General features: G+C 68.0%; 13 protein-coding genes. 2 read left to right on the top strand and 11 right to left on the bottom strand.

Annotation, left to right across the window (positions count from 1 at the left end; translation table 11 throughout):
• Positions 1–6: 6 nt before the first annotated feature.
• Positions 7–2,547: a tetratricopeptide repeat protein gene (locus tag ACQP2O_RS34890; RefSeq protein WP_433172615.1), complete on the bottom strand. Its 2,541-nt coding sequence runs from the start codon at positions 2,545–2,547 to the stop codon at positions 7–9.
• A gap of 164 nt (positions 2,548–2,711) precedes the next feature.
• Between ACQP2O_RS34890 and ACQP2O_RS34885 the strand changes: the two genes are divergently transcribed.
• The gene (locus tag ACQP2O_RS34885) at positions 2,712–3,464 is read left to right on the top strand and encodes an SDR family NAD(P)-dependent oxidoreductase (RefSeq protein ID WP_433172613.1); all 753 of its coding nucleotides are present in this window, start codon (positions 2,712–2,714) and stop codon (positions 3,462–3,464) included.
• Between the two features lie 277 nt (positions 3,465–3,741).
• On the top strand, positions 3,742–4,194 hold the full coding sequence (locus ACQP2O_RS34880) for an Lrp/AsnC family transcriptional regulator (RefSeq protein ID WP_433172612.1): 453 nt from the start codon (positions 3,742–3,744) through the stop codon (positions 4,192–4,194).
• A gap of 94 nt (positions 4,195–4,288) precedes the next feature.
• Here the strand turns inward: ACQP2O_RS34880 and ACQP2O_RS34875 are convergent, their stop codons facing one another.
• The 10 genes from ACQP2O_RS34875 to ACQP2O_RS34830 form a co-directional block, all read right to left on the bottom strand.
• A complete protein-coding gene (locus tag ACQP2O_RS34875; RefSeq protein ID WP_433172610.1) occupies positions 4,289–5,317 on the bottom strand; it encodes a LuxR C-terminal-related transcriptional regulator in 1,029 nt (342 codons plus the stop codon).
• The gene (locus ACQP2O_RS34870) at positions 5,272–5,754 is read right to left on the bottom strand and encodes a hypothetical protein (protein WP_433172608.1); all 483 of its coding nucleotides are present in this window, start codon (positions 5,752–5,754) and stop codon (positions 5,272–5,274) included. Before ACQP2O_RS34870 ends, ACQP2O_RS34875 begins: the two co-directional genes overlap by 46 nt.
• A 397-nt stretch (positions 5,755–6,151) precedes the next feature.
• Positions 6,152–6,616 (bottom strand): hypothetical protein, encoded by a 465-nt coding sequence (locus ACQP2O_RS34865; protein WP_433172606.1) that lies wholly within the window; start codon positions 6,614–6,616, stop codon positions 6,152–6,154.
• Between the two features lie 344 nt (positions 6,617–6,960).
• Complete coding sequence (locus tag ACQP2O_RS34860; protein ID WP_433172604.1) at positions 6,961–7,740, bottom strand: alpha/beta hydrolase; 780 nt, start codon at positions 7,738–7,740, stop codon at positions 6,961–6,963.
• Between the two features lie 202 nt (positions 7,741–7,942).
• Positions 7,943–8,728: a DUF6424 family protein gene (locus ACQP2O_RS34855; RefSeq protein WP_433172602.1), complete on the bottom strand. Its 786-nt coding sequence runs from the start codon at positions 8,726–8,728 to the stop codon at positions 7,943–7,945.
• A 398-nt stretch (positions 8,729–9,126) separates the two neighbouring features.
• Positions 9,127–9,759: a hypothetical protein gene (locus ACQP2O_RS34850; RefSeq protein WP_433172600.1), complete on the bottom strand. Its 633-nt coding sequence runs from the start codon at positions 9,757–9,759 to the stop codon at positions 9,127–9,129.
• A gap of 80 nt (positions 9,760–9,839) precedes the next feature.
• Positions 9,840–10,643 carry an IclR family transcriptional regulator gene (locus ACQP2O_RS34845; protein WP_433172598.1) on the bottom strand — a complete coding sequence of 268 codons (804 nt, stop codon included), beginning with the start codon at positions 10,641–10,643 and terminating at the stop codon, positions 9,840–9,842.
• Positions 10,640–11,425: an alpha/beta fold hydrolase gene (locus tag ACQP2O_RS34840; RefSeq protein WP_433172596.1), complete on the bottom strand. Its 786-nt coding sequence runs from the start codon at positions 11,423–11,425 to the stop codon at positions 10,640–10,642. Before ACQP2O_RS34840 ends, ACQP2O_RS34845 begins: the two co-directional genes overlap by 4 nt.
• Positions 11,426–11,538: 113 nt before the next feature.
• Complete coding sequence (locus tag ACQP2O_RS34835) at positions 11,539–12,396, bottom strand: alpha/beta fold hydrolase (protein WP_433172594.1); 858 nt, start codon at positions 12,394–12,396, stop codon at positions 11,539–11,541.
• Positions 12,393–13,343: a hypothetical protein gene (locus tag ACQP2O_RS34830; RefSeq protein WP_433172592.1), complete on the bottom strand. Its 951-nt coding sequence runs from the start codon at positions 13,341–13,343 to the stop codon at positions 12,393–12,395. Before ACQP2O_RS34830 ends, ACQP2O_RS34835 begins: the two co-directional genes overlap by 4 nt.
• Positions 13,344–13,436: the final 93 nt, after the last annotated feature.

Below are 13,436 nucleotides of genomic sequence, written 5' to 3'. Positions count from 1 at the left end.
AACGGCTCAGACCGAGGACTGCTGAATCATGCCCGGGCCGACGGTGGCCAACGTCGGGTACAGCCGCAGCGCCTCCCCGGTCGCCTCCGCCGCCTCGTCCGATTTTCCTACGCTGCGGAGTGCGGTACCGAGATTGAACAGGGCGGCCGCGAGGTGGCGCTGCGCGGCTCCAGGATTGGCGTCGGCCACCACCCGGTACAGCCGTACGGCTTCCGCGGCGGCCACCCGGCATTCCTCGTGCCGCCCCAGCGTGCCGAGTACAACGGCGAGATGGTCCAGTGATCCGGCGAGGCCGGAGGTGAAGACGGCCGGGTTCGATTCGGCGAGCTCGCGGCGGACCTGAACCGCCTCCTGGACGATCGGCAACGCTTCGGCGTGCCGTCCGACCTCGCTGAGGCATACCCCGAGGTTGTCCAACGCGATGCCGAGATCGCCCTGATGAACGGCGCGGCTTTCGGCGGTGAGTTGCCGATACAGGGAGACCGCTTCCTCGGTGGCCTCCAGCGCCTTCTCGTGCTCTCCCAGAGCCGACCGCCGATTCGCCAGATTGTCCAGCGAACTGGCCAAAACGGCCCGATAGGCGTCAGGCTCGGCCTTGGCGAGCCGCCGCCGGATCTGCACCGACTCCTGAGCGGCCTTCAGCGCCTCCACGGGGTGCCCCAGCTCTGACAGCCGATTACCCACGTTGTTCAGCGACGCCGCGAGGTAGTCGCGGTCTCGCCGGGATCCGCCCGCGGCCGACCGCCGGTCGATCCGAACCGCTTCCTGAGAGGGCGCCAATGCCTCCGCGTGCCGTCCCAACCGGGCCAGCGCGATGCCGAGATTGCCCAACGCCCCCGACAGCTCGACCAGTGCGGCGGGGTTGTGCTCGGCCAGCCGCCGGTAGGCGTCGACGGCCCTGCGATCCGCCTCGACGGCGTCGTGATAGAGGCCGGCGTTGGTCAGCCGGGTGCCCAGCTTGGCAAAGGTGCGTGCCCGCTCGACAGGGTTCTTGACGCGGGCGAGGTGGTGCTCGGCCAGGCGTACGGTCAAGGCGGCGATGGCCGGATCCAGATCGACATCGCGTTCGTGCGACAGGCGCGCCTCGATGGTCTCGAGAAGCGACAGGTCGACACCGGGCATCGTGGCGAGCGAGGTCAGGGCGGCACCGCCCGCCTGCAGCACCAGCTCGGGATGGGCGCGAAGCAGGGGATACAGCTGAGTGTCCGCCACATGCGGCCAGCGGCGCGCGGTCTCGATGAGCACCGTCAGCGCGGGCCGCGTCCACCTTGGGGTGCCTTCGGGCGCGAGGAGGCGGTCCGCGGCGCCCTCGGCCCAGGGATCGCCGGGGTGGTCGTAGGGGTGGCCCGGTGTCGTCAGCGCGATGAAGTCCTCGCCCAGGCGATCCGGATACAGCGGTTGCAACACCGCGACGCCGGCTCCGCGCTCGGCTGGGGGCGGATAGCACAGGGCGTGGTCCTTGACGATCTGGCCGGGGTGCTGGGAGGTCTCCACGCCGATCCGCTGGAGGGCCGCCACGGCATCGTGGTGCGGAAGGCCGCCGGTGAGGGTGGCCGCGTAGACGGCCTGGCCCATCACGTCGGGATTGGTGGCCAGCGGGCCGTCGACCCGGTCGTGCAACGCCTGCCAGTGGACGCGTTCGCGGTTCAGGAGGAACGTCGAGACCGCCACCGGGCCCTCCGGGACCGGAGCGCGTTGGTCGTGGGCCAGTACGGCGGCCAGCGCGGCCATGTGCGCCGCCAGCACCTGACCGTACTCATCATGTGCCGCCGTCGCCGCCGGCACCTCGATGAGGTGACCGTCCGGGATGTTCAGCAACGCGGCGAAGCGGTCTCGTGCGACCTCGACCAGCCTCGTCCGCCCTGCCGGACTCTCTTCGACGGGCCCGAGGGCACGGGAGTCGCTCGGCCATTCCAGATCCGCGTCGATCCGGTGCGCCAGGGTCTGCCACCAGGTCCCGGCCGGCCGGGCCAGCAGCAGCAGCCGTACGGTGGCGTCGGCCGGACGGCCGAGATCGGCGAGCAGTCTCAGCAGATCGGTCGAGTCCCAGCGCTCGGCGTAGTCGACGATCACCAACAGCCGGTTCGCCGTCCGAAGGCCCTCCGGCTCGAACGTGGCGGGTGCCGCCGGATCGCGGCGGTGGTGCGCGGCGAGAACCTGCCAGCCGTCCCCTTTCCAGGTCTCGGCGACGTGCCCGGCCAACCGTGACTTGCCCTGACCGCCCACGCCGTGCACCAGCCGTACGGCCCGCGGCGCCGGCCCGTCGCGCCACGCCCGCAGCTCGGCCAGCTCATCGCCTCGGCCGGTGAACGGCACCACGGCGGTCGAGGCGCGCAGCAGCCGACTGGGCTGGGCACGCGCCTGCTCGGCCGACGGGACGCCCGCCGGCTTCGGCCACCACGACAGGCGATACGGGGCCTCCGCCTCGTACACGACCATGTCGCGGCCCGCCTGGAGGATCGTCCCGAACGGCCCCACCGACGCGTGTTGCACCACGCTCGAGCTCTCGCGCGGTTCGGCCGCGCTCTTCACTGCTCGCCGACGCATGATTCACGCCCGGACCGGTACCCCCGGCCACCCGCTGCGAGCCCTAATGACTCCACCTGGCCAGACCTTTCGACGATCGCCGGACATCCATCATGCGACACCAGCGGTCCGCTCACCAGACCAGATCCGGTGCCCGCCCGCGCGCCGGTCCCTACGATCAGCGCATGTCGGACGTGTTCTCCCTCGTCGGCCGTACGGCGCTCATCACCGGCGGCGCCTCCGGCATCGGTCTCGCGGCCGCGCGCGCCATGACGTCCGCCGGGGCCCACGTCGCGATCACCTCGCGGGATCCGGACAGGGCCGCGGCGTGCGCCGAGCGGATCGGCCCGGGGACCATCGGAATACGCTGCGACGTCTCCGCCGAAGACCAGGTACGCGCCATGGTCGACGAGGTGGCCGAGCGGCTCGGCGGCCCCGACATCGTGGTGACCAGCGCCGGCACCCTGGCCCGGGGCAGCGTCGCCGAACTCGGTACCGACGCGCTCCACGCCTGCATGGCGACCAACTTCTACGGCACCTGGTACACCGTGCGGGAGGCGAGCAAGCGGATGACCGCCGCGGGCTACGGGCGCATCGTGACGGTGGGATCCGTACTCGGCGTGGTCGGAGCCCCGGAACGCGCCGGCTACGCCGCGTCGAAGGGCGCGGTCGTCCAACTGACCAGGTCCCTGGCGCTGGAGCTGGCCGGTACGGGGGTGACCGCCAACTGCCTGCTCCCCGGGCCGGTGCTGACCGAGATGAACGAGGCGTCCCGCGACGACCCGGTCGCCCTCGCCATGGTGCGCCGGGAGGTGCCGATGGGCCGCTGGGGCGAGACCCACGAGCTGACCGCCGCGCTCCTGCTCCTCGCCGGCGAACACGCCGGCTACCTGACCGGCACCGTGCTGCCGGTGGACGGCGGCTACCTCGCGCACTGACGCCGGCCCGGGTGGCCTGAGCCTTTGGCGCGGATCGCCTACCGGCGCGTGGGCGAGCTGTCCGTGGTGACCGGCGGACCGGCGGCCGCGGCGAGCCGTGAACGCCGGGTGGGATGTGGTCGGAGACCGCGCCGTCCGCAGGCGGGGCGAGGTGGGCCAGCCGGTACAGATGATCCCGCTCGGCGGGACCCGGCTTGAGCGCAATTTACGGTAATTCGACCGGAAGGTGTTCCTGATTATTGTGCCAATAAGTTGGTGTGTGAGTAGAATTTCGCATGTGGATGGACTGGATAGGAAGATCCTTGCTGTGCTCCAAGATGACGGTCGGCTCAGCGTTACGGATCTCGCCGGCCGGGTGGGGCTGAGCGTCTCGCCGGTCCATCGTCGATTGCGCGAGCTCGAACGGTCCGGTGTCATCCGCCGGTACCGGGCGGTCGTCGACCCCGAAGCCATTGGCCTGTCCTTTGAGGCGCTGGTATTCGCAACGATGAAGCGGGGCGACCGGGAGATCCTCGCCGAGTTCGAGCAGGCGACCGAGGCTATTCCGAGCATCTTGCAGGCTCAGCGCTTGTTCGGGGAGCCGGACTACCTGCTGCGCGTCGTGACCACCGACCAGGCCGCATTCCAGCGACTGTACGACGATCGGCTGACCAGCCTTCCTGGTGTGTTGCGGTTGAAGTCCACATTGGTGATGAAGCAGATCGTGAGCGATCGTCCACTTCCTGCTTAGTATTTCGCCGTTGGAAGTCTTTTGTTCGGCGTCGCTGCCCGTGCCTCCCTCCTCCTGACGTGCGCACGGGCTCTCACTCCGGAGAGGTGCTGATTCAATCGAGTAGCCCCTGGCGTTGTGCGGCGACACCGGCGGCGAAGCGGGTGGTGACCTGGAGGCGGTCCATGATGGTGGTCACGCTTCTGCGTACAGTGCGTAGGCTGACGTTGAGCCGGCGGGCGATCGTTTCGTCCTTCAGGCCGTTCGCCAAGAGGATGAGGACATCTCGTTCACGTCGGGATAGACCTGTGGTCGTGGCGTGACCGATTTTCGCCAGCGGGGTGGCGCGTGCCCAGAGCATCTCGAAGTACTGCCGAAACGCCGTGAGCAGGACCGTGGACCTGACCAGGAGTGCACCGTTCGTACCGGTGAGGGTGAGCGCGATCAGGGCGACGTGCTGATCGACCAAATGCAGCTTGAGCGGTAGATCCGCCATTACGCGCACCTGCATACCCGCCGCCATGCCCTTGCGGATCAGTTGTTCCCCGGAAAGGTGTGCGAGGTACTCTGCGGAGTACAGGCCGCGGTACCGGACTCCTCGCTCGACCATGTGAGGTGTGGGCGTTACTACGCTCTCCTCTCCGAGCGGGACATCGGCGTGCATGGTGAAGATCGCGTCGTAGCCGTGGTTCGCTTCATGGATCAATGTCTTCGACAGCGCGGCGATCTCATCTTGGTCGGTGAGAAGGCGTACCAGCGTCGATGGTGAATTCTCCTGTCGCTGCTGTTCGAAACGCCGCTGGAAATCCACCATCGCCGCATATCCCTCGAGCAGCCGCTCGTGGCGCGTGGCCAGTTCTTGCTGCATGAGCGAGAGCGTGCTGGCGAGCGCGACCAGCGGCTCGACGGCCATCAATCGCGCGGGACGTTCATGCGGCGTCAGGTAGGCGAGGCCCCGGGAGACAAGTTCCTCATCGACTGGTCTTTCCCGCTGGCGGAGCCGGCCACCCGAAGCGAGGAGTGCGGCGTACTCCTGGGTGACCGGGTCGGGTAGCAGATCGGACAGCAGGTCGTGGACGAGTTCGGCCGGGTCGCCCATCAGATCGTCGAGGCGAAATGCGCTCGCACGGAGCGCGGTAGCCAAAGAAGTCCGACGATCGCCACGTTGACCACATTGCTGAGGATGACCACCCAGGCGAAGTTCCGGTCGCTCCAGGACACGAGACTGCCAACCGTGGCGAGGGGAAGATAGATCGTCAAGACATTGCGCGCCCACCTGCGCCGCTTCAGCGCCTTCACAACCAGCCACGTCGCAATCGCCAGGTGGACGACGTGCATCGCGGCCACGTAAGCGATCGTTACCTTGACCGCGATGTCGAGTTCATGACGGCTGAGCGTGGGGTCGCCGCGAAGGACCGCGTCACGAGTGATGCCGGGCGCAGCGATCATCAGGACCGTCAGCGTGACGAGCAGGACGACCTGCAGAACGAGTAGCGCACTGAGCCAGCGGAGTGGAGTCGGCCGTTTCGCCGACGCCCCAGCACCTGCGGTAACGGCGTCGGCATGTGTCGGTGGCATCATGCGGGATCCTCTGGAAGGGTTTTCGTACGACCGTACTAAATCGTAATTTAGCACAGACGTACAGGATGCGCGGGCCTCGGCGGGGGCCGTAGCGGTGTGGACGTCGTGGAAGCGTGATCCGGCGCGCCTCATCCCGGGGCACCGCCTGAACCTCGCAGCGGGCGTTGGAGGCGCTGGCCGGTCCGACACAACGGGCGGCGGTGTGCCGACTGTGCGGGAGACCGCAGGCCGTACGGCCTGCGGTCTCCCGCGATTGAGACTCGGTGGGGTCAGAGAAGAGTTGGCCCCGACGCCAGTGCGCTGGGGCGCGACCAGCGGGGATTTCGGCTGGCCGAGCCCTGCGCGCGTTCGACGCCGTAGTCGACTCGTAGCGGACCGATCGAGCCCGAGAGTTGTGTCAGGAACACACTTTTCGCGACTTTCCGGCCCAGGTCGCGCCATCGAGGCGAACCTCGGTGCGCACCGAGGTTCCACACTTGAAGGAGTGGTAGTGACTGACGTAGAAAGGAATTTTCGAGTTAATCTTCTGGCGGAATCGAGAATCCTTGACGATATGCCAGTTCTTGTTCTTGCTGTAGCTGATCCAGACAGTGATGATCTTTCCGGCGCAGACCTTGGGCTGTTTTATTTGAGTCACCGCGTGCATCGTCGACTTGCTGTTGGGCTTGTATGACGGCAGGTTCGCGCGGAGTACCGTGAAGCACGGTGTCTTGGCGGCGGATGCCGGCGTGGCGGCTGAGACCCGAGCCGCCGTGGCGGCGTCGGCCGCGAAAGTGTCGCGGGCGGACGCGGAGTCGGTCATGCCCAGGCCGGCGACGGTGAACGCGGTAGCCGCCGTGCCTGCCATCAGAAGTTTCTTCATGCGAGGAATTTCCTGTCTGATCAAGGTTGGTGGAGGGCCACGCGGGCCTCGACACCCAAGGAAGCCTGCGACATAAATGATCTTGACCCAAGAGGTGAACCTGCCAGCGGACGGAATCGGCCACTGTTGATCTCCGCCTGCCGTCGCACCTCAGCTGCGGATGCCGCGTTTCCGCCGCGTGCGGCATCTGGATTAATCCATGACATCCTTGCTGCCTCGATGGCAATCTCCGGCCAGATGGCCATAAGACGACATGCGGGCACCCCGTAAAAGGCGCGGGCCGATGCTCAACTCAGGCGGGGGCCGCGCGGGGGTTGGTCGATGGAGCCTCGGGTTGGAGATGCTCAGTTTTCCGCGAGCCGGTCGAGGAGGAATTCGGCGGTCGCGTCGATAACGTCGTTGAAGTGTCCGGCGGGGCCGGGGTAATGGAACGCGTGTTCGGCGCGTTCGTACTCAAGCAATGTGCAGTCATTGCCGGCCTGCACCATCACGTCCCGGAACCGTCGCACCTGGTCGATGGACGCGACCTCGTCGTGCGTCCCGTGTTGAATCAGCATCGGCGGATTCCCCGGCCGTACGAACTCGATCGGCGAGTAATCGGTCGCCCTTCCCGCAGCAATGCCGACGTCCTGTTCAAGGGTTCGTAGTTGCTCTGGCGGGTAGGCGAGCAAATCGACCACGGGGTTGAGGGCCACGACGGCCGCGACGCCCGGCTTGGGCGCCGGACGGGGCCCGTCAGGGGCGATCATCGCGGCGACGAGCGCGAGATGACCGCCGGCCGAACTGCCGCCGGACGCCAGACGTGACGAATCGAGCCCGCGCAATGCGGCCAAGCTCAAGAAGTGTTCAACCGCCCGCCGAACGTCGGCGATGCAGTCGTCGATGCTCACAGCACCCTCATCGAGCAGCCGATACCCGGCTGAAACCGCGAAGATGCCGCGCGACGCCAACTGCCGGCAGTGCGGGGCCAGCCCATCGGCCGATCCTTTGCGCAGCGCGCCACCGTGGAACATGACGATCCCTGCCACGGGCTGTGTGCCTTCGGCCGGCTCGAAGAGCAGCATGGGTAGCTCACTGCCGTCGGCGGCTTCATAGATCGTCGAGGACTCGCGACCGGGTGTCATGAGCCGTTCCTTCCCGCGGACTCGCGTCAGCCGATCTGTTCGGCCAGGGCGACGATCCGCTGAATGGTCATGTCACCGAGCATAAACAGCGGCGAACCGCCGGTCGCGCTGAAGGAGGCCAGTCGGATCATCCTCGTCCGGCTCGGTCACCCATGCCGGAGCCGGCGCAAGGATTTCACACGCGCGAGACCTGATCGAGCGGCTACCGGGTGGCGGTTTGCCGCGCAAAGGCCTGCCGGGCGAGCGGGTGTTCTGGGGGCAGGATGATGGCCCTGTGTTCGCGCTGAGCGGTGGCGATCGCGTCGCCTTGGGGTGTGCCATGGCGGGCGAAGACGAGGCGCACTCTGCCGTCGCCGGAGCCTCGCGGTGCCAGTGGGGTGACCGCGCCGTGGGTGCCGTCGGGCAGGGTGACCCACAGCTGAAAGTCGTCGCGGCGGAAGAAGTCGGCAGATTTGACGGGCCATGGGTAGTGGTGCTCACCGGCCGCTTTGGGCAGGATGCCTTGGTGGTCGGCCTTGGTGAGCGGGACGCAACTGTTGAACAGCGAATCGGTGTAGCGGGCGACGCCGTCGGCGTCTTTGATCTCCTCGTTCAGGATCTGCTCCGCCTCGTCGTAACCGAGGTCGGCGAGGGCAGAGAGGGTAGTGGGGAAGGCGGTGATCAGCGTCAACGCGTCTCGGCGCAGCCGGTCGACCTTCACCGGGTCGGCGCAGAATTGCGTGCTCCATTCGATGCCGGCCCGTGCGAGGTACATCTGCCAGCCGTTCGCCGTCCGAACCCACAGACTCCCTCCGTGATGCATCTCCCACGGCCCGGGACCGTAGGGGAGCCTGTCCTGGCCCGAGTCGGCCAGTATCTTGTGGGCTGTGCGCTTGGCCTCCGTGAACCAGTGCGACTCCGTCCGCTGAGGATGGTCAGATATATAGACGCTCCACGGATGGTCTTCCGATTCGACATGCGTGCCTGTAGAGCTTGATCCCGATGTCATGGCACACCTCCTGAGAACGGCGATAACGCAGGTATCGCAGATGTTGGAGATAACCGGGTGCTCTGCAGAGACGGTGGGCTTCCGGTGGATCCAGTTATCTGACCCGCAGCGTAGCCTCGTCGCCCTGCGCCTAAGCATCGGACAATGTCAGTGTCCGGCTCTATCATTTCCTGGATACGGCAACGTTCCTCAAATTAAGGTAAGCCGACCGGTGAAGCGCAGTGCCCTGAAGGGTGAATGATTGGACTATCGTGACACCGCTCAGGAGACGGCGCTGCCCGCGTTCGCCTGCTGCCACAGCGTGTAGCGGTGAGGATGAGGTCCGACCCGATGACGGTGGCCTTTGAGGGGCTGCATCGGCAATGTCATTACGCGTCGAGTCGATGAAGGAGACAGGGTCAAAGGGCCGGCCCAGAAGACGTCCGTGCGGTGCGGATGCCGCGTTTCTCGCGCTCGGCGTCGATGAGCTCGTCGGTGAGTTCCTCTGGGTCCACCGCGTAATCGGCGTCGTAGAGGGCGTCGTAGTCGCGGGTGCTGAGGGGTAGGCCGAGTGCGGCGAGCCGGTCGGCCAGCTGGGTGAAGGTGATGCGCACGTCCGGCTCATCCTGATACCGGGCCTGTCCGGACGCGCACGCTTCGGCCAGGTTGCGGCCCGCCAGGCTCCGGTACGAGAACTCGGTGTCGAGTTCGATGACGGGCGGAGGGGCGTCCGCCGGCTCGTCGGGGTGCATCCAGTAGCCGACCCAGTGTCCATCCTCGCCGAGCTTCGCGACGAACTTGGCGTACTCGCTCATCTGCGCGTAACCGGCGTTGACGGCCTGCATGTCGGGGTCGGCGAGTTCCTTCGCGCTGAGGTAACCGGTGTCGAGGAACGGGCTGAGCTCTCCCGGTTCCGGGAACGTGACGTCGAGCAGGAGCCGGAAGTCCGTACGGCCCTCCCACTGTGCCACCAGCATCGTGCGCAGGTCGTCCGGGATCGGCCGGCCGTCCAGGCGCTCACGGGAGAACTCGGCGAGCCGCTCTTCGTCCATGGTTCCGCCTCGCTGATCGGGTTCAGAAGATCAGGCGACAGTAGCGGCATCCCACGACAAAGTGATCATCGGTAGCGGCGTCAGGCCAGGGACTGGAGGGTGCGGGAGATGCCGAGGCTGGCGGTGCGGAGGGCACCGGTGAAGCGGCCGACGTTCATGCGGCAGGTGGGTGCCGTGATCGACAGTGCTCCCGCGAGGGTGGTGGGGGCGCTGAAGACGGGGACGGCGACGCTCATGTAGCCGAGCCGGGTCTCCTCGACCTCGACCGCCAACCGGTCCTCCCGGACCTTCTCCAACTGCGTGCGCAGCAGTCCGGGCTGCACCACCGTCTTGCGGGTGAGCGGCCGCAGGCCGTTGCGTACGACCTCCTGGAACAGAGACGGGGACGCGAACGCGAGGATCACCTTGCCCGTCGCGGTGCAGTACAGAGGGAGCCGGCCGGCGATGCGGGACTGCTTGTTCAGGCCCCGGTGCACGACGAGCTTCTCGACGTACAGGACGTCGAGGCCGTCGTGGATGGCGAAGTGAATGGTCTCCTGCGTGGCGATCAGCAGGTCCTCCATGTACGGGAGGGCGGCCTCGCGCAGGGTCCGCTGCCGGGGCACCCGCTGGCCGATCTCGAAGAGTCGCAGGCCGAGGCGGTACCGGTTGCCGGCCCGCTCCAGCACCCCCCACTCGAGGAGCTCCTGTGCGAGCCGGTGCACGCTGGCCTTCGCCACCCCCGAGCGCCGTACCAGCTCGGCGAGCGACAGGACGTCGTCCTCCGCGGTGAAGGACTCGATGATCAGGCGCGCCTTGCCGAGAACGGAGTTCATCGCGTCGGCGTCGTTCTGCGGGCTGATCGGAGATTCGGCGGCGGGGCGAGCGAACGGAACCACGGTCATGAAGCGAACCTCGCGATCAGATCGGCTACCTCGGAGGGATGAAGTTCCATCAAAGGAACCATGCCGCCTTCGACCACCGCAACGGTCGGGCCGGTAAAACGTGACGCCAGCGACTTCAGCTCGGGGAAGCTGAACGGATCGGCCGACGCGCCGACGCACAGCACCGGGCAGCGGACGAGACCGGTCCGCTCCTCCATCCGGTACGCGCTGACCGCCTCGTGCCCCTTCTCCATGTCCGGGCCGACGACCAGCGCGTCCCGGACCAGCCGGGTGAACAGGTCCGGCCGGTCCGTGGGATAGAAGGCCCGCCGGCGCCGCCACAGCTCGGTGAGGTGCGTGCCATCGGGGTCGATCTCGACGTGGTCGATCGCCGGGCGGTGCCGCCGCATCTCGCGGGCGGCGGCGTCGACGTACGGCGTGGACGACAGCACCAGGCGCTCGACACGGTCCGGAGCCCGCGCCGCCACCTCGATCGCGACGACGCCACCGGTGTGGTGGCCGGCCAGCGTCGTACGGTCGAGGCCGAGCGCGTCGAGGAACTCCACGACGGCGGCGGCGTAGGTCTCGATGCGGTGCTCGGCGACCGGCGCCGACGCGCCGAAGCCGATCGTGTCCATGGCGATCGCGCGGTGCGTCCGGCCGAGGAGGGGGAGCACCTCGCGGTACTCGTCCCAGGAGCGCGGCGTCTGGTGCAGGAGCAGCACGGGCGCGCCGGATCCGCACTCGGCGTAGTGGACCTGCCCGAAGGACGTGTCCGCGTAGCCCTTCCGGATCTCGGTCATCGCGCCGCCCCGCCCTTCCGGATCCCCGTCATCGCGCCGCCCCGCCCTTGCGAATTCCCGTCATCGCGCGCCTCCGCACGCTTCCGGCGTCCCCGCACCCTTCCGGATTCCGGTCATTGCGCCTCCGCGAGGAACGCGAGGCTCAGCGGGTTGTAGCGGCCGGCCTGCTCGTGCTGGGGCCAGTGCCCGCACTCGTTGAAGATCTCCAGCCGGGACCCCGGGATGGCGTCGGCGATCGCCTGCGCCTCGGGGACGTCGCCGAACGGGTTCTTGTTGCCCCAGACGACCAGCGTGGGGGCGGTGATCCGGGCCATCCGGTCGGGGCGCAGGAGGTTGCGCTCGCGGATCTCCACCTCCTGCAGGGCCAGCAGGTTCGGCAGGTTCTTCTGGAAGTCCGGCCGGTGGTAGATGGCGTACCGCGTCTCGGTGAGCTCGTCGCCGAACTCCTCGTCCCATTCGGCCCACAGCAGCCGCAGCCGGTTCCGCGTGAGCTCGATGTCGTCCTCGAGGGACGCGGCGGTCGTCGTCTTCTTCAGGCGTTCCATCACCTGCGGGTTGACCTTGGTGCCGCCCATGCACAGCAACTGCAGCGACGCGACCCGCTCCGGATGCTCGCTCGCCGCCCACGCCGATACCCAGCCGCCGAGCGACTCGCCGACCAGGTGCGCGCGCTCGGCGCCGACGGCGTCGAGGTAGGCGATCAGGTGGTCGACGTACGCGGGGATCTCCTGCGGGACGTCCGGCTTGCCGGTGTACCCGTGGCCCAGCATGTCGATCGCGTGGCAGCGGTACCGCCGGGCGTGCTCGGGGATGTTGCGGACGAACGCCTCGAGGTGGCCGCTCGTGCCGTGCAGGAAGACGACGTGCTCGCCGTCCTCTGGGCCCGCCTGCAGCGCCCGGGTCCGGATCCCGCCCGCGTCGACGTAAGTGTGCCGGTAGTCGACGTCGGCCAGCGCGTTCCAGATGCTCATGAGGAAACCTTTCCGTGGGGATCGATGACGGCGACGCCCATGCCGGTGAGCCATTCGGGGATGACCTCGTAGGCGAGGCGACGGCCGGGCGCGTGGCCGAGCGCGGCGGCCATGACCAGCCAGGTGCGCACCTCCTGCGCGCCGTTGCCGGCGACCTCTTCGAGGCGTTCGGTGGTGTACGTGGTGATGCGGTGCAGTTCGCCCTTCTCGACCATGGTCAGGAGCTCGTCGTCGAACTCCGGATTGATCGCAGCCCGGGCGGCCCTGATGATCTGACGGCGGCGTGCGTCGTAGTCCTGCCAGTTGTTCCGCCCGTCGAGCCACGCCCGGACCATGAACTCCTCGTCCTCGCCGTCCGGGCTGCGCCAGTCGGGCCAGGGGAGCCGGTGCGACAGGCCACCGGAGCCGATCACGGCGACGCGCCGGTCCCCGGGGAACGCCTCGACGGCCTCCCGGATCGCGCGTCCCAGCGCGTCGCAGCGGGCGAGGGCGGGCAGTGGGGGCGCGAAGACGTTCACGACGATCGGGACGATCTCCACGTCCAGCCCGGCGAGCAGGTACTGGATCGCGTGCGACTGACCGTGGTCGATCTGCAGCCGGGCCGAGAACGCGACGTCGAAGCCGCCGCCGTCCACGAGCGTGTCCGCGACGTGCCGGGCCAGCTCCTCGTCGACCGGCTGCGGTCCCTTCGGCGTGCCCGACTCGCCGCTCGCGACGCATTCGCCGACCCCGATCGTGAAACTCGGGATGAGGTCGAGCCAGAACCCGCGGAAGTGGTTCGAGCCCACGATGACGACGGTGTCCGGCCGGGCAGCGGCGATCCGGTCGCGCGCGGCGTACAGGGCGTCGCGGAAGCGCCCGGCCTCGTCCTTGTGGACCGTCTCCTCCCAGTGCGTGTTCATCAGCGTGCTGTGCGACGCACCGACTCCCAGCACGATTTCGGTCATGAGCCCTCCTTCTTAGCCCGACCAACCCACCCCGACCGACCTCCCGGCGTCGGACTCGTGACCAGGACGCCGTGCTTAATGGCTCTCTCGCTT

This window comes from Actinoallomurus sp. CA-150999, assembly GCF_050942425.1.
In the GTDB taxonomy this organism is placed as follows: Bacteria; Actinomycetota; Actinomycetes; order Streptosporangiales; family Streptosporangiaceae; genus Actinoallomurus.
Note: the sequence above shows the minus strand (reverse complement) of the source record. Positions and strands in the feature narration are given on the sequence as shown.